The following is a 16,443-nucleotide window of genomic DNA, read 5'->3' on the forward strand; positions in this document are numbered from 1 at the left end:
AACAGTCTCCTTTCCCCAACTGAAAGACAGTCGAGCCTAGGTTGCCGTTTTTCTTCTGATATAGGCATAGAGTAAAAAGCCCGGCAATAGGGCTAATCCAGTCAGCCATTTTTCAGGTGTATCCCGAAGAAATTGTTTATTCCGATCGAGCATACTGCTCGACACATAGTGGATTGCCTGTCTGAATTTAAATAGCGTGCCCGCCATAGGAAGCTTCATTAATTCTGTTCGATAAAAGGCAAATCCCTTTGGATTACGCCGGTATTGGTAAAGCATATTAAAGCTTGAACCAGCCTCTAAATATTCAACACAACAGAGGACTTCATTCATCAATAGCATTTCATACTCACAATCAAGCCTGAAATACTTATAATCGAGACCGACATATCGTTCATTTTCAAATAAAGGATATGGGTATTTTTTTGTAAGACTTGTTCGATAGACGAGCTTTTTATCACCCTTCACGCCATGCTTATGATAGAGATTGAATAGTGTAGATTGTTCCAAATCCTCAGGCAACCTTGTTCCAATGATTGCTCCGTCTGAATAGGCATCGAGGCCAATGATGCCCCCCACATTTCCACTGCCATGGCTCCCCCAAAAATTGAGTATTTTCTCCACAGCATCCGCTGGCATATAATCATCGGAATCAATACATAGATTTAACTCTGAATTTATTAGACGATAGGCTGTATTATGAGCTCCATGCATGCCCTGGTTTTCCTGATAAACATAGCGTATCTCTACAATTCCTTCCTCCATCCAAGAGCGGACCAGTTTTTCTGTGCCATCATTAGATCCGTCATCGATAATGAGCCAACTGAAATCCTGGCATGTTTGGTTTTTCAGGCTTTCGTAACAAGTCCCTAAACAAAAGGCTCGATTGTACGTTGGGGTAAACACCGTCAAACGTTTAAGAGAGGGGGTCAACGCTAGCCCTCCTTTCTTCATCTGGATTGACAAGATGTAAATAAAAATGATTCATCCACTCAGCAGTAGACCGGATATCGTATCCCTTCACAGCCAGGGTACTTTCCGGAATCTCTCTTCTGACTTCTCTCTTGGCAAGATAGCGTATTTTCGCCAGCCATTCCTCCACATCACCCAATCTGACATAGCGAATTAACTCGGCACCCAAATCCACCTCCTGAGTAATATGTTCAGACAAAATACAGGGGAGGCCGGCAGCTTGCGCTTCGATGATTGTGACCGGTAATCCCTCATGAAAGGAGGGAAATAGCATGAGATCAAACGCCGTTAATAGATCAGGAATATCATCCCGAATCCCAAGAAAAAGAACTTTATCCCTTACTCCTCTTCTGACAGCCAACCCTTCCATTTGTTTGCGCAACGGTCCATCACCAACTAAAATGAGCCGCGCTTCAGGGAAAGACTTCACTGTTCGACCAAAGACCTCAATCAGGAAGGCATGATTTTTTTGAACATGAAACCGGCCGACATGGCCTAGCACAAGCGCATCATCCTCCAGATTCAGTTTTTTCCGAATGAGTTGTCTCCTATCCTCTGAAAATAAGAACCGCTCGCTCTCTACTCCATTTTTGATAATATTGGCTGTCAAAGAAGATTTGCCAAATAACCATGCTGCCGCCTTTGTCGAACAAGCTGTATAATGGGTAGCGGCTTTACGAATATGGGTTCCTGAATACCATTTATATAATTTGATTGCCCGGTTCCCTTCACTTTCTGTATTATGACTATGCGCAATGCGAATGGGAACCCCGCTCTTTTTCGCTGCTTTGCAGACCATTCCACTCATCTTATCCAAATGGGAATGAAGTATGTTATATTCGGGATGGCTTAAAAAAAATTCCTTTAAAAGAATTTGGTATTTAAACGGACCTACCTCAGAAATATAAGGAATTCGATGAATCATTCCACCCATATCTTCTATTTCCTTGTCAAACACCCCGGGCTTGCATGTCAAGAAATCAAATTGAATGCGGTTTCGATCGATATTTCTATACAGATTCATTATAAATGTCTCTGCACCGCCACGATTCATATTCACCACTGCATGCAAAACTCTTATTGGGCTGTCCACGCTTCTTCCTCCATTTCATGCATATAGTTTTGATAGATTCGGCTCACTTGCTGTAACACTATGCCAACACTGTACGAACTCTCCATGATTTCTCTTCCATAGGCCCCCATAACGGTTGTCATGGCAGGGTTCATATAGAGCATGGTCAGTTTTTTCACCATATTCTCCATATCCTCTTGTTCCACAATCCAGCCGTTTTGGCAGTCTTGAATTAGTTCATTATGGCCCCGGTTTCGAGTCGCAATAACGGGCAATCCACAAGCCATTCCTTCCATTACATTAACCGGCAACCCTTCACGGCGGCTTGCTGAAACAACAACATCACAAATGGGTAAAAGCCTATCTATATCATTTCTGAAACCAAGGAATTCCACGTGTTTCGAGATTTTCAATTGATTTGCCAGTGTTCGACATTCTTCAAGCAATTCTCCTTCACCTGCAAGCAGGAGCTTTACATTTGGAACGTAATCTAGTAAATGGGCCACCGTACGAATCAAAAACTGGTGATTTTTATTTCGGTTGAATTCAGCTGCATAAAATAGAAGATAATCATCCGCCAAATATCCGAAATTCTGTCGTCTGTCTAATTTATCTGCCTTCCCGATCGGTCTAAATTTTTCAATATCAACACCGACCCCATTGATTTTCTCGATTCTCCCCGCATTAAACGGATGCTTTTGAAGTAGTCCAAAATCTTCTTCATTAATCGTAATCAGACAATCCGTATAGTTTGCGAGCCATTTCTCAATCGGATAGTAGACTAGCCAATTTACATAGGGCGCATGTTTATAAAAATGAAATCCATGTACGGTATAGAGTACATTGGTTCCTTTTTTCCTCGCCCTTCTGGCTGCCAGCCGGGCGAGTAACCCTCCCATTGGTGTGTGGCAGTGAACGATGTCGTAATTTTCCTGATTCATTATCTTGGCAAGCTCAAGATAGGCAGCACGATTTTGGAGATGGAAAGGAGACCGATGCACTGGAATGGTGTACTTCTTATCCACATAAGGAAGTTGAAGATCCCCACCGGCAGCAACATGAACCATCCATCCCTGCTCCTTGAACCACTTCATAACCGGCTGATGAAAGGCTTTGAAATGATAGTCTACCGTGGCACAAAAAAGAATCGTTTTTGTCATCCCCTCATCCCTCCATCACCAATCCGACAACCCTTGGCCTTTGATCATCAGCCAACATAAATAATCGCTCTTTTAATTGCTCTCCGGTATACTTCGCATACTCCCATGCTTTTCTATATAACTTGAATACCATTGAAAAAAATAAACTAACGAGGATGAACATGACTCCAAATAGCACTATATCCTTTATTGCCGCCGTTATATACGCGTTTACCAGAAATATGCCGTAAAGAACAGCTGTCAGAATGATAAATGAATCCATTAGAGCGAATATCCAAAACCGCTGTTTATTAGTCATTGTTCTCCCCTCCTTCTTTGGTCCTATTCGTAAAGCCCTTACCTATATGCCGCTCTCCCATATAAGTAAAGACTTTACTGGTCAGCTATGAAAAATTTGCGCCATTTACATTTTTTGAAAGCACGAACAATAAAAACGCTATAAAATCAAAAGGGCATCTAACCCGTCCTCACATCACCTCCCCGACGACTGGCGTCTAAGGCTATCACCCACAAGATGACCGAGTACCTCCATTGATAATGGTCAGGAGACATCACCACAGATATAAATCCCATTAAAAGCACGATTCATTCTATATAAAGAACAAATCAATCAAAAAAAATAGTTATCTATTTAAAACTCCGCCAATAATGGTTGCTTTCGCCATCTCCAACATTTTGCGAGCATGGGTTGCATCCTCTATGGAGGTACGGTCCTTTTGAATGACCAGCAATACACCATCACACATATGAGCCAGCAATTTAGTATCGGTTGCTTCTAAAATGGAGGCAGAATCAATAATGACCTTGTCATACTGTTCAGTAGCCTCATGTAAAATCTTATCCATCACGTCGGAGCCTAACAATCCTGCTTTTGGAACTGTTCCCCCACTTGTCAAAATTCCCAATGTCTCCAACCAATTAGGATAAACGGATTGCCCTAACGTCGTCTTCCCTATTAATAGATCAGCCAAGCCAATTGTATTACGGATTCTAAACAAGGAATGGATCGCCGGTTTACCTAAATTCGCATCAATCAGCAAAACCTTTTCTCCCTGCAATGCCATGGAGATTGCCAGATTAGAAGAAATGGTCGTTTTACCTTCTCCTTCTGATGGAGAGGTAACCAAAATAATGCGACAGTCAGCCCCCTTCTCTGAAAAATGAATATTTGTCTGAATTTCTCTAAACTCCTCAGAAATAAGCGTTCGTTTCACCGAAAATGGTAATATTCTTTTCTGTATCGATTTAAGAATTATTCTTCTGGTCATAATGGAAATTCCTCACCCCTGTGGGTAACCAAGACTTTTTGTCCGTTTATACCCGTTGGACTTCTCTTCACTCGATTAATCTTTGAAACTCTCCCGATCACCGGTATACCAATTAAGTTTTCCATATCTTCCGTACTGCGAATAGAATGATCCAGTGAATCCAGCAAAAAGGTAAAACCAATTCCCACAATCACTCCCAAACCAAATGCAGCAATAAGCAGCTTCGTATGGTCTTCATTGATGGGAGTTGAATTCTCCTTTGCCTCTGAAAGAAAATGAACATTATCAAAGTTAATAATAGAAGGCACTTCTTCTTTAAATATTCTTGCTGTTGTATTGGCAATATCTGCTGCCTGCCTGGGATCTTGATCAACCGCCCCAATATTGACAACCTGTGAATTATCAATACTCGTCACCGAAATTTTCTCTGCCAAATCTTCCGGACTCATGGAAAGACCCAGCTCCTGACCAACCTTCTCCATCACTTTGGAGTCTGTAATAATCACCTGAAGAGTATTTCTCAAGTCGGCATCCGCTTCGATAATAATCGTCGCCGATGATTGATAGAGCGGAGTCGTGAACCATTTGATATAGAATAAACCACAAATAAGTGTAAGAATGGCAAAGATGGCGATAATCCCTGCTCTCTTTTTTAAGACACTAATCCAGGTCCTGATATTGATTTCCTTTGAATTCCCGGGATTCATCCAACTCCCCCTATCTTCTTTTTGGCCTTCCTGACCCACCTAACTAATTCTACAAAAGTTTAAGAACCAAGCAGCTGACTAAATACCCCTTTCTTTTCTTCAGCAAGTTGCTTGTATCGTCCGGTTTGCACAATCCGACCTGCATCGAGAACAAGTACTTGGTCGGCATTGCGAATCGTAGATAGCCTATGAGCGATAATAATAATAGTCATCTTGCCTTTTAATCGATCGAGTGCGTCCTGAATTTTGGATTCGTTTTCTTGATCCAATGCACTTGTCGCTTCATCTAATATGAGGACGGATGGCTTTCTAAGAATGGCTCTTGCCAAAACAAGTCTTTGTCTTTCCCCACCAGAGAGTCGAACACCGCGATCTCCTATTAACGTATCCAAACCATTCGGCAATTTATGAACAAATTGAGCAGCTGCCGCAAACTCTAATGCTTCCCACAAATTTTCCTCTTTTGCTTCCGGGCAGATTAACATAAAATTATCGCGAATACTCCCATTAAACAAAAACGGATCCTGAGGCACATAACTGATGTTTTGCCTGAACAAGTATCTGTTCTCTTCATTCACTTCAATTCCGCCGATATTGATCTTTCCTTCATCTGCTTTCAACAGGCCCATCATTAAATCAATTAGCGTACTTTTACCTGCCCCTGATCTCCCGACAATGGCTGTCGTTGATTGAAACGGTATGGTGAGATTAATCGTTTGTAAAGCATATCGTTCCGAGTCTGCCTGATAGCGATAGGAAACATCTTGGCAAGTAAGGTCGCCTTTAAAGTGAACAGAAGTCCCTTGTATGGTCGGTGCCTCATTCGATGATTGAGATTCCTTTAGTAGTTTCGTTAAGGAATCAAAGGCGGGAAGCGCCGATGCAATTTGTTCCATACTGTATTGGATAGCCGTAAACCTTGGCCATAATCTTGAAAAAATCAATACAATCACAATCAATTCCTCAGGTGCAGAATGAAACAGATTAAAAGATAAATAGATAAAAAGGGCAACTAATAAAGCCTGAGAGGTTTTATAAAAGAATTGTGATTGCGCCTGAACATTTGCATTTTGCATGCGTTCCTGTGTATACCGATCATTGAAACCCTTTAACCACTTATTCATCGTGTGTTCCAAAGAATTACTTTTAATTTCCTTCATACCATTTAAATGATCGGATATATCTCCATAATAGGATCTGGCAATTTCCGTTGTCTGATTCCCTATCGCTTCTGACTTTTTAATATACCTTCTCGAAAACAGCCCCAGCACTCCGCCACAGCATAAAACAAAAAATGTAATTTCAGGAGACAACCACAGAGCAATACCAATTTGGATGATCGTAAAAACGACAGAAGTAGCCAGGAGCAGGAATTGACTGATTCCTACACTCACTCTATTCAATTCATCCGTGAGGCTGTTTAATAAGTCAGAACGCCGTTTCTTCAGGAAAAACAACCAATCCGCCCAGAGTAAGGACTGATATATTTTTGTGCGCAGATGATTGGTGTATCCTACATAAATCATTCTGTTTTGAATCGTTAATTTCTTTTGAATCCAATTCTGTCCTGTGATAATGACTACATAGATGACTAAAATGATAGCTAAACCTATTGCAACAGGTATCTCCTCTATAAAGGCAAACCATTCGCTAAAGGGCAATGTCTTTCCCGCCTGGTCCATCATACCGCTCATTTCAATCATCGGAATAAGCAGAAGGATGCTGATACTCTCTATAAAACTAACGATTACCATCCCAAGTAAATTCACATAGAGGATTTTACCGGCATACGTCCGTAATTCCTGGATAAACATCCATAAAGATTTCATCTTTGCTCTCCCCTAACTAACGATCTGCCTCCACATCCACAAAAACGGCCGTAGCGGAAAATATAAAAAATGCAGTGATTTAGGCAATGGCAATGTCTTTGCATCGTCAATACAAGGATAAAGCGCCCCAATCATTCGAAAAACTTTTTGCCTTCTGGTCATAATCGATTGATAGTAGCCATCAGCCTTCTTGGCAAACCGTCTTGAAAGTGTATCATCGTGGATATCTATCTCGTTGCTAATTAAAAAGAGAGCATCTTCAGCTAATTGATACGAGTGCTCCGTCACATGACCGACAAGCGAGAGCTTCTTGTCTATTAAACTCTCTCCCAATAAATCGACTTGAGCAGCGATATGGGAAACCTGATATTTTCGCTGCATCTTTTTTATCACTCGCCAATCTGTGATTTGCTTGGACAGGTCTGCCACATCAAGCAACCAGCGCAAGCGGAACCATCCATGGCGTGCACCATGTACCATCAAAAATAAATAAAGATCTTCGGTGCCGAGTAAATAAACAGGTTGTTTAGTCAAAGAACTGACATTCTTGCGATTCCAAAGTTGCTCAAAACTTGGCTCTTTCGCCCCACCCGGATGCAGCTTCCAATGAACCTCTATTTTTCGCAAGGAATCGGGATGCAAGTATTCCACATGATGATTTTTCCATTTCCAATCTCCTAAAACCGATCGTTTATAGGTATCTCTTTTATATCCTCTTTCAAGGAGGATGGCATCAACCCTATTAAAGTCTTTTAAAGAGATTAACAGATCAAGATCATTGGAGGTTCGCATCGATAGATTTCCGTATAGTTGATAGGCAAGCGCAGGACCCTTAAGAAATAAACAACGAATCCCCTGCTCTTGAAAACTAACTGACACTTGTTCCATTTCAGCACTTAATTTCATCATTTGAAAGGTGTTTTGTTGATAAAGATTGCGGAGCTGAAACATTATTTCCTGAGGAATTTCTTCGTTTAAACCCTCGTTCAATTTTTTGTAAATAATGGGATACAGCCTGTGGTGCTTTACAACCTCCAGAAATACATACCAATTGATCGAGCTTTTCATTAAATGGTGAACGGAGTCCCTGTCATTTTTGATCAAGGCGAGCATCAGATTCAGCTCTTTGGAAAAACCAGTCACAAGCAAAGTATGTCTATCCATCATTTTTCCTCCTTTTGATCTCCCACTCGTTTAGCAAAGGTCCCTACTACTGTATATTCTTCCTTCCCATTCATCCCTGTTACAAAATACAAACCACTCCGCAGCCAAGCGTGAGCCTTCAGCTTACCTTCCTTATCTCTTGCCGTTGCCATATAAAGAGTACTCTCGATACCCCGGCGCTCAAGCATTCTCATTCCTGCAATTGCCATAACCAGACATTTACTTTCCCAAAATGTATATCTGCTCATTGTTTCAAGACTTTTGGAAACGGACTGCAGGATTTCAGCATGGGCTGGCATATAAGTTAGAGGAGTCTCCTCCATCTTGCTGCCGAGTGTTGGGGCAACCTTGGAGAAGGGCAGACTCTTTTGAATCCTAGCCACGGCTAAGGAGCAATAAGCTTCCATATACATCAAGAAGGTTTTAGCATCTAAAGAGAGCAGGGTCCGAGCTTTATGAATGAGGTTCATGAACAAAACTCCTTAGGATGTAATAGTTTGATTAATTAACTCTTCTTTTCTTAAAAGGTCTAGGAATGATCGAACCTGAATTTCACATTCTTCACGACTCACGTCATATTCTTCTGTTAATCGATCCACAAGCTCCTCGATAGACTTAGGTTCATTCAACAACTCCCAGATCAATCCACCAACTTCACCTAAATTGTAATATTTACCATTATGAACACTTAACATGACTTTCTCTCCATCCATATCACTGACCACATTGCCTTCCTTATGTACAAACTTCTCGACTGCCGCAGCATTTATTTGACTGCTCATTGTTTCCTCCCCTTCCCCGTTATATCTGTAATCGTCATTACTAATTCATGAACAGAAAATGTTGAAATCGGCCTCCTCAACTGATAAATAGCCAGTTGATTACTTAATTCGACCGAATGACCGAAATGCCAGTCCATTAATCCAAGCGGTTTTAAAAAAAGATTTCGATACGTGTGCTTATACAAGGTATGCAGCCGTTCCAATCCTTTCACCGGAATGATAGAAACAGCACTCTCTTCGACAGGCACTAGTTCGATAATACCGGCGAGCGGTACGGATTGTTGGAGGAAACTTTTCCCTACTGGTACAGAAAATTTCGTTTCCCTTCCATATAAAGGCTTATATTCTGAGGATTTCATTCCAAAATGATCCAATGATTCCTGCCAAAGCTTTTGTGATGGATAGGATGGAATGACCATTGGCTGATCCCCAGTAAAACAAATTGGAATAACATCATCGCTTAACAATTTAAATCCCTGATCCATAAAGGCTGAAGCCAACGTGGATTTCCCGGCACCCGACTCACCGACGATGGCATATGCTTCACCATCAAGCACAATAGCACTACCATGAAGAGGCAATAAATGATGCTGCATTAGAATAATTCCCATACAGGTCCCTAACACATAGAGCCTGATTTCATCTTCATCTGCCCCAGGCAGCGGCGAGATGCTGATCGTTCTTCCTTTTTCAACAGCAAAGATGGCCACCTCTTCAATTTCAAATAAAACCCGGTTGGCCCGGACAAAATATCCTTTTTCTTTTTCTGTGATCTGGTTCCATTCATCTAGTAAATGTTCATATTGTATGGCGATATCCAATGGAGAGTTTGATTTTTCAAGTTGAATTAATTCTGGTAGCTTCATCTCACTTGAGATAGTAAAACCAAACGCTTGGTACATCACTTGTTTCAATGTCTGAACCAACTTCATCACTCCAATTTTTATAAAAAGCCCTTATACGATAAAGTTGTATAAGGGCACTTTTCTTCTCGGTACAATCAGCTTCCTCTATGACCGCCGTTAAGCTCTCCACCACTAAAAGTCATTTTTACATCAAGAACCTCAAGATTCGGTTTTTGCCATTCCTTTTTCATTCTTTCACCCCCTTATATGTATGCGTTCTTTATTTAGAACAATACAAGCATAATCAGCCCCTATCATTCTAATATTGCATTGGATTATTCCTATCTATTCATAGGAATAATCCAAATTACAATCTGTTTTGCACACTTCTCCAAACCATTTATAGATAAATAGTCACTAGTTCTTTATAGAGAACTAATATATCCTAAAAATATCATCTCTTGTAAATTCTGTCAAACTAATTTACTGAAAAATATAAATAATATTATAATAAACATAAAGACCCACTAAACGACAAAATCCGCATTCATAAAGAGCCTAATTTACCTATTTTTCGTGTAATTTCTATATCTTATTGTGCAAACAATTTTATTGGGATAGAGTGAGCAAAAATTACTAGTCACTTTACAAGTTAATCCTTCTTTTTTGGATACACCTTCTTAAAAGACCAATCTTGCCTCCAAAATTCATCTTGACTTTATTTGCCTAACCCTTTATATTAAATATTGTTCCACTACATACTATTCTGATTCCGTAGCTCAGCTGGGAGAGCACCACCTTGACAGGGTGGGGGTCGCTGGTTCGAACCCAGTCGGGATCATACTTGATTTTAAAAAGGCTCAAACCGAATTATAGGTTTGAGCCTTTTATCTATTAATAGAGTGGGGACAGTGCAGCTAGATTGTGTGTTTTGGGATACCCCCTTTAAACACTCTCTTCATTTCCCAATAGTTTAACGATGATTGTATCCTTTACAATAAAAGCCACTTGCCCCATACATACATCCTCGAACGTATCATAAATTCTGCCTGCACTACGTGTGCCTTTTGCGACTGTTTGATAATTATTAGCCACATAGCCTACCTTGCCAATTGTATCGAGCTCTGCTTGAATGGCTTCATCATCATGTTTATTATCCAAGTCTTTTCTTAAGATAATCTTTTGTCCAACCTTAAAAATATCCGGCCCAAAATAATGACCAACACCTACAACTGATATATATTTCTCTGCCATTCCTATCCCCTCCATCTACATCTTTTATTACTTTACTCTCTATTTATATACGATTTTCACTGCAATTTAGTTTCACAGTATCCCTTGTCTTAAAGTGGATATCCATCTTACATTAAGTTATTTTATTGCCTCTGACACAGGCAAAGGCCTAGCTTTACTAGCTTTTTAAACCGCATGTACTTTTCTCTTTCACATTAATAATAGATAAAACTCGCTATAATATAGTAAATATAAAATAAAAAACAAATTGTAATTAAGAAGATTGAACAAATGTTTAGTAAAGTTGAATGTCCTCTCCATTTAACAAATTTATAGATTAGTGAGAAAAGAACTAGAATAATTAGTTGTACCGAAAAAGTGATATAGATATAGGCTTTTACCGGTCCTTCGCCAGATAATCCAATATAAATACCTGTACCTGCTAAAACTATGCCTATTAATCCATATATCCCAGAAATATTATCAAGATTGCTTCTTCTAAATTTTACTGTTTGAACCGGAAAGAATGATATTCCTAGCACCATTAAACTTAATGAAATATGAAGTACCAATTCTAGCATAAAAAATTCCTCTATCCTTCTCGCATTACTTTTGGTGATCTTAAGAATTTATTTCTAGCTTTTTTCTTTAACTCTAACCCTCTTACAGGTGTTTTTAAATGATTTTTTCGGATAGTTTCCAATCTCTCAGCATACCTCCATATTGAATGTTCAATTCCCATTTCATTTAGTTTCTGTCTATTCTTATAATTACTAAAGCATATCGAACATCAGGAGAAAGATATACTTCTCGTACAGAATGAGCTGGTTTTTTACTTCCTTTTATACCCACCCTTATCATTAAATGCTCAGCCCAATATGTAGTTGATTCTTAAGAGTATGAGTTTATAAGTAAGAATTTGTCTCTATACAAAACAATAAATCAGAATGTAAGGTTAATATATAACCTTGCTTTATTTATAAATCATTGTTCTTTTAAACAAATTTCCAATATAGCTGCTACCCTATTTAAAACCTAAATGAAAGAAGGAATGAAGGATGGAAAAGCTAGAAGTGATAGTGGAAATGAAAGAAGGAAATCTGATTCGTCTCTATGCCAATAAAGTATACGATACACTAGGAGAGACCTATCACGGTGATATCTTCACGACAAAAAGCGAACTGTTAAAGCATTACCCAGATTGCGAAGTAATGAATGGATACGGTTTAGTAGATCCACAAACCAATCTTTTAATCTCCGGAATAGATGATTGGTTTGATACGATAGAAGAAGCGGTGACAACACTCCAAGTATTACATCACAAACAAGAGCTGGATGCTTTATATGAAGCAACAGCAAACTACTATAACCTGCTCAAATCAAACGCTAAATTAGCAAGGATAATAGAAGAACTGGACAATCGCAATACAACATCATTCCCCCAAAAAGTACTTTCATTATATATGATTACTGGTTTCGCGATTGATTGGTTCCCGGATAAAATCGCAGAAGAAAAACGGCAAGAGGTCATGAATGTATTAGACCACGCATATGCGAAATGCTCAACCATTGTAACAGCGCATCAACGAGCAAAGAAAGCTCTAATAATTATCACGGCAAAGGAATACATAGGTCTACAAAGACAATCTTATTTACAACATTAAAGAAGAAAAACAACTACTCATAATATGTAGTTGTTTTTTATGTTATACCTCACTTAAAAATGCCGCTACCACAATCTAAATGTATTTCAATCATTTTTCAAAATTATTTGATTCTTATTCCCCTTTAAAGAATAGTAAGCTTATATAAAAAAGGTAATTTGCAAAAAGCACCCTGTAAAGACATTATTTTGCCTACTTTAGTCATATACATACTTACCTAAATAGTGACGAATCACTGATTAATTCTGAACGTACCACCTCAATTTCCTATTAGGTAAAAGAAAAGTGTAGTAAATGGTCAACCACATTAAGGGGGAGAGATTATGCATTATGATCATATTGTTATTGGAGCCGGGTCTATGGGGATGGCAGCTGGTTATTTTCTAGCAAAAGGCGGAGGAAAAACATTATTATTGGACGCATTTAACCCACCGCATGACAAAGCCAGTCACCATGGGGGAACACGTCTGATTCGTTATGCATATGGAGAAGGATTGCAGTATGTGCCATTTGCTTTGCGTGCTGGTGCTTTGTGGCAGGAGCTTGCGGAAAAAACAGACAATACAATTTTCCACCAAACGGGTGTTATTAACGTGGGGGATAAAGAAGCACCGTTTGTCCAAAATGTAATTGCGAGTGCGCAAAAATTTAATCTGCCATTGGAAGTTTTTACAGCTGCTGAAGTAAATGAAAAGTGGCCAGGCCTACAGTTACCAGAAAACTTCCTCGGATGTTTTGAGCCAACTTCTGGCGTATTACAAATCGCAAATTGCATTGCTGCATACCGAGAATTAGCTGTAAAAGAGGGTGCCCAAATTCGTACCAATAGTCGAGTTGTACAAATAGATGCACAATCGGATAAGGTTACGATTCAGGATTCAGATGGTGCAACATTTACAGCGGATTCCGTCGTTATTTCCGTTGGGGCATGGGCCGGAGATTTATTAAAACAGTTGAATCTTAATTTGCCATTAAATCCAATTCGAAAAACATTTGCTTGGTATGATGGCGACGAAGCGTTATATAGCGAGAATCATTTTCCGGGATTTGCTTTTCAATTAGGAGAAGCAAGCTATTACGGCTTCCCTAGTATTGAGGGCTCAGGATTAAAAGTAGGCCGGCATGATGGCGGAGTTCCTGTAGATCCAGATTCAGAAAAACGACCATTTGGTGATATCCCAGAAGATGTGGATGATTTAACCCAGTTCCTTAGTACATATATGCCTTCTGTTGGGTCATTAAAGAATGGAAAAACGTGCATGTACACCATGACACCGGATGAAGATTTTATCATTGATTTACATCCAGACTATAAAAATATTGGTATTGCTGCAGGATTCTCTGGTCATGGATTCAAATTCGCCAGTGCTGTTGGTGAAGTATTGAGTGATCTCATTACGAAAGGTTCTACAGAATTAGATATGACACCTTTTTCGATTAAACGCTTTACCAAGTAAACAACCCCTTTATGCTTTGCTCACGGTATTTTAATTGTATGGCCTCTTACCCTATCATTTTGCAAAGTAGATAGAAAATGGCTAGATTCATAATCCATGTACTAAACCATATCAAAAACAGAAGAAGGTATTTTCCTCCTTCTGTTCTTGATATACAAAGTGTCATCCGATTAAAATTTGATATAGAGATAGGATCATCCTCTTCTCCCTCTCTATCTTAATCATCTACATTAATAGCTTCATTAAATTACCTAAGAAAATACCCACTATACCGAAGTCGGTATCGCCAAATGTTGTACCTTCATAGCCTAAGTCCCCTAACACTGGTAATAATAAGGCCGGTAAGAAGCTAATCAGAATACCATTAACAAATGCACCTAACATGGCCCCTCTTCTGCCACCCGTTGCGTTACCGAATACACCGGCTGTGGCTCCGCAGAAAAAGTGTGGAACCAGACCAGGAACGATTACTGTCAAGCCCAATAACGGAAGTAAAATCATACTTAGAATACCTCCGAGAAAGCTAAAGATAAACCCAATTATGACAGCATTTGGAGCGAAAGGAAATACAACTGGTACATCTAATGCCGGTTTTGCATTAGGAACTACTCGATCCGCTACCCCTTTAAAAGCTGGAACAATTTCTGCTAATAATAATCGAACACCAGCTAACACGATATAAACACCTGCAGCGAATGTGATGGCTTGGATAAGACAAAATACAATAAAGTTTTGACCGCCGCTCAACTCATTTTCAATATAAGCTGGGCCAGCGGCAATCGCAACGATAAAGAACATAATTAACATAGTTAAAGAGATTGCTACAGATGTATCTCTAAGGAACCCTAAACTTCTTGGTACTCGAATCTCTTCTGTTGACTTAGCTCTATTACCTGCTCCTTTACCTACCAATCCAGCAACCCAATATCCGAATGAACCAAAGTGACCGATTGCAATATCATCCGTACCTGTAATCCTTCTAACAAACGGCTGTAGCAAGGCTGGGCTTAAAACCATTAATAATCCTAGAATAAGAGACCCCGTAATAATTAAAACGACTCCATCCAGTCCGCCTGTCGATAATACGACTGCTAACAAACAAGCCATAAACATAATATGGTGTCCTGTTAAAAATATATATTTAAATGGAGTGAAGCGAGCTAATAGGATATTAACAACCATACCTAACAACATGATTAGTGCTGTTTCAGTACCGAAAGCATTTTGCGCCATCGCAACGATCGCTTCGTTGTTCGGGATAACTCCTTTTATATCGAAGCCCTTCTCTAACATTTTTCCAAAGAAATTGAGTGAACCCGTAATGACAGCTGCACCAGCACCAATAATGAGGAAGCCCATAATTGTCTTCAATGTTCCAGATACAACCTCGGTAGCTGCTCTTTTCTGCAGCAATAAACCAAACAGAGCGAATAAACCAACCAAAATTGCTGGGGTGCTTAATATATCTATAATTAAATCCATTTTATATTTCCTCCAGATGTTTCTCTAAAACCATTTTGATTTCCCCGACATTGAATAGATTAATAAGCGGAATGACTTTTCTACCGTTCCCTTCTAACTGTTCCATGATTTCTGGTGAACCAATATAGTAATCTACTGTCTCTGTTTTAGCGGAAGCTAAATCAGTATGACTTACTTCTGCCTCCCTATTCATTTCCTGCAAAGCTTTCTTTACATTCATTTCTGTGATGAAACTACTCCCTAACCCATTGCCACAAACAACTAATATTTTCATCATGCTTCCTCCTAATGAATTGATGTAAGTAATTGACTTAAAAATTCTTCCTCGGATTTAGAATGAATTAGTTTGTTAACATTCGTTTCGTCACCTAATACAGCGGCTAATTCAGATAGGGCTCCAAGATGTGATTGATCATCGACCGCTGCTAACACGATGATCAGTTGAACTTTATGACGCTCTTTATCCGAAAACCATACCGGTTCTTTCATCACTAGAATGCTTAATCCCAACTGCTTCACACCGAATTCTGGTCTTGCATGGGGTAAAGCGATATTAGGACCCAGTACGTAATAAGGTCCAATTTCCTTGGTGTTATTGATTATTTTATCTACATATCTCTGTTCGATAGATCCATCTTCCAACAAGGGAGCAGCGGCTAATTGTATAGCATCTTCCCATGTTTCTAACTGGTCTTTGAATTGAATGAGATTTGGTTTTAGAATCTGATCTAACACGATTCACCCTCTTTCTGGACTCGCCTGGATGAGTTATTACCCAATCATATAATTCTACTTGCCAATATATTCCCTC

Annotated in this window: 18 protein-coding genes and 1 tRNA gene; 3 read left to right on the top strand and 16 right to left on the bottom strand. The window is 39.4% G+C overall.

The window, feature by feature from the left end; genetic code table 11:
• Positions 1 to 36: 36 nt before the first annotated feature.
• The 12 genes from AC58NB_RS10205 to AC58NB_RS10260 all read right to left on the bottom strand — a co-directional run bounded on the left by AC58NB_RS10205 (position 37) and on the right by AC58NB_RS10260 (position 10,047).
• Entirely contained in the window at positions 37 to 930 is an 894-nt protein-coding gene (locus tag AC58NB_RS10205) for a glycosyltransferase family 2 protein (RefSeq protein ID WP_497426720.1), read from the bottom strand.
• Entirely contained in the window at positions 914 to 2,062 is a 1,149-nt protein-coding gene (locus tag AC58NB_RS10210; RefSeq protein ID WP_497426721.1) for a glycosyltransferase family 1 protein, read from the bottom strand. Before AC58NB_RS10210 ends, AC58NB_RS10205 begins: the two co-directional genes overlap by 17 nt.
• Positions 2,047 to 3,201, bottom strand: coding sequence for a glycosyltransferase family 4 protein (locus AC58NB_RS10215; RefSeq protein WP_497426722.1), 1,155 nt, complete (start codon positions 3,199 to 3,201; stop codon positions 2,047 to 2,049). The genes AC58NB_RS10210 and AC58NB_RS10215 overlap by 16 nt, the downstream gene beginning before the upstream one ends.
• Before the next feature lie 4 nt (positions 3,202 to 3,205).
• The gene (locus AC58NB_RS10220; protein WP_497426723.1) at positions 3,206 to 3,499 is read right to left on the bottom strand and encodes a hypothetical protein; all 294 of its coding nucleotides are present in this window, start codon (positions 3,497 to 3,499) and stop codon (positions 3,206 to 3,208) included.
• A 325-nt stretch (positions 3,500 to 3,824) separates the two neighbouring features.
• Positions 3,825 to 4,469 carry a CpsD/CapB family tyrosine-protein kinase gene (locus AC58NB_RS10225; RefSeq protein ID WP_497426724.1) on the bottom strand — a complete coding sequence of 215 codons (645 nt, stop codon included), beginning with the start codon at positions 4,467 to 4,469 and terminating at the stop codon, positions 3,825 to 3,827.
• The gene (locus AC58NB_RS10230; protein ID WP_497426725.1) at positions 4,466 to 5,176 is read right to left on the bottom strand and encodes a YveK family protein; all 711 of its coding nucleotides are present in this window, start codon (positions 5,174 to 5,176) and stop codon (positions 4,466 to 4,468) included. Before AC58NB_RS10230 ends, AC58NB_RS10225 begins: the two co-directional genes overlap by 4 nt.
• A gap of 59 nt (positions 5,177 to 5,235) precedes the next feature.
• Complete coding sequence (locus tag AC58NB_RS10235) at positions 5,236 to 7,005, bottom strand: ABC transporter ATP-binding protein (RefSeq protein ID WP_497426726.1); 1,770 nt, start codon at positions 7,003 to 7,005, stop codon at positions 5,236 to 5,238.
• Positions 7,006 to 7,017: 12 nt separating this feature from the next.
• Positions 7,018 to 8,169 (bottom strand): nucleotidyltransferase domain-containing protein, encoded by a 1,152-nt coding sequence (locus AC58NB_RS10240; RefSeq protein WP_497426727.1) that lies wholly within the window; start codon positions 8,167 to 8,169, stop codon positions 7,018 to 7,020.
• The gene (locus AC58NB_RS10245) at positions 8,169 to 8,639 is read right to left on the bottom strand and encodes a lasso peptide biosynthesis B2 protein (protein ID WP_497426728.1); all 471 of its coding nucleotides are present in this window, start codon (positions 8,637 to 8,639) and stop codon (positions 8,169 to 8,171) included. Before AC58NB_RS10245 ends, AC58NB_RS10240 begins: the two co-directional genes overlap by 1 nt.
• 12 nt (positions 8,640 to 8,651) lie before the next feature.
• Positions 8,652 to 8,951 (bottom strand): lasso peptide biosynthesis PqqD family chaperone, encoded by a 300-nt coding sequence (locus tag AC58NB_RS10250; protein ID WP_497426729.1) that lies wholly within the window; start codon positions 8,949 to 8,951, stop codon positions 8,652 to 8,654.
• On the bottom strand, positions 8,948 to 9,877 hold the full coding sequence (locus AC58NB_RS10255) for an aldolase (protein WP_497426730.1): 930 nt from the start codon (positions 9,875 to 9,877) through the stop codon (positions 8,948 to 8,950). Before AC58NB_RS10255 ends, AC58NB_RS10250 begins: the two co-directional genes overlap by 4 nt.
• Before the next feature lie 74 nt (positions 9,878 to 9,951).
• Positions 9,952 to 10,047, bottom strand: coding sequence for a paeninodin family lasso peptide (locus AC58NB_RS10260; protein WP_497426731.1), 96 nt, complete (start codon positions 10,045 to 10,047; stop codon positions 9,952 to 9,954).
• Between the two features lie 517 nt (positions 10,048 to 10,564).
• On the opposite strand from AC58NB_RS10260, the gene AC58NB_RS10265 reads away from it, so the two are divergent.
• Positions 10,565 to 10,637: transfer RNA gene (locus AC58NB_RS10265), tRNA-Val, on the top strand.
• Positions 10,638 to 10,741: 104 nt separating this feature from the next.
• Here AC58NB_RS10265 and AC58NB_RS10270 read toward each other — a convergent pair.
• Complete coding sequence (locus AC58NB_RS10270; protein ID WP_497426732.1) at positions 10,742 to 11,050, bottom strand: HIRAN domain-containing protein; 309 nt, start codon at positions 11,048 to 11,050, stop codon at positions 10,742 to 10,744.
• A gap of 1,037 nt (positions 11,051 to 12,087) precedes the next feature.
• On the opposite strand from AC58NB_RS10270, the gene AC58NB_RS10275 reads away from it, so the two are divergent.
• Both AC58NB_RS10275 and solA read left to right on the top strand, forming a co-directional pair.
• Positions 12,088 to 12,693 (top strand): hypothetical protein, encoded by a 606-nt coding sequence (locus AC58NB_RS10275; protein WP_497426733.1) that lies wholly within the window; start codon positions 12,088 to 12,090, stop codon positions 12,691 to 12,693.
• Between the two features lie 323 nt (positions 12,694 to 13,016).
• Positions 13,017 to 14,150 carry an N-methyl-L-tryptophan oxidase gene (solA, locus tag AC58NB_RS10280; protein ID WP_497426734.1) on the top strand — a complete coding sequence of 378 codons (1,134 nt, stop codon included), beginning with the start codon at positions 13,017 to 13,019 and terminating at the stop codon, positions 14,148 to 14,150.
• A gap of 225 nt (positions 14,151 to 14,375) precedes the next feature.
• Here the strand turns inward: solA and ulaA are convergent, their stop codons facing one another.
• The 3 genes from ulaA to AC58NB_RS10295 are packed head-to-tail and all read right to left on the bottom strand — an operon-like array spanning position 14,376 to position 16,367.
• A complete protein-coding gene (gene ulaA, locus AC58NB_RS10285; protein ID WP_497426735.1) occupies positions 14,376 to 15,632 on the bottom strand; it encodes a PTS ascorbate transporter subunit IIC in 1,257 nt (418 codons plus the stop codon).
• A 1-nt stretch (position 15,633) separates the two neighbouring features.
• Positions 15,634 to 15,909 (bottom strand): PTS sugar transporter subunit IIB, encoded by a 276-nt coding sequence (locus tag AC58NB_RS10290; RefSeq protein ID WP_497426736.1) that lies wholly within the window; start codon positions 15,907 to 15,909, stop codon positions 15,634 to 15,636.
• An 8-nt stretch (positions 15,910 to 15,917) separates the two neighbouring features.
• Positions 15,918 to 16,367: a PTS sugar transporter subunit IIA gene (locus AC58NB_RS10295; RefSeq protein WP_497426737.1), complete on the bottom strand. Its 450-nt coding sequence runs from the start codon at positions 16,365 to 16,367 to the stop codon at positions 15,918 to 15,920.
• Positions 16,368 to 16,443: the final 76 nt, after the last annotated feature.

Source organism: Pradoshia sp. TA40_28, from assembly GCF_059694525.1.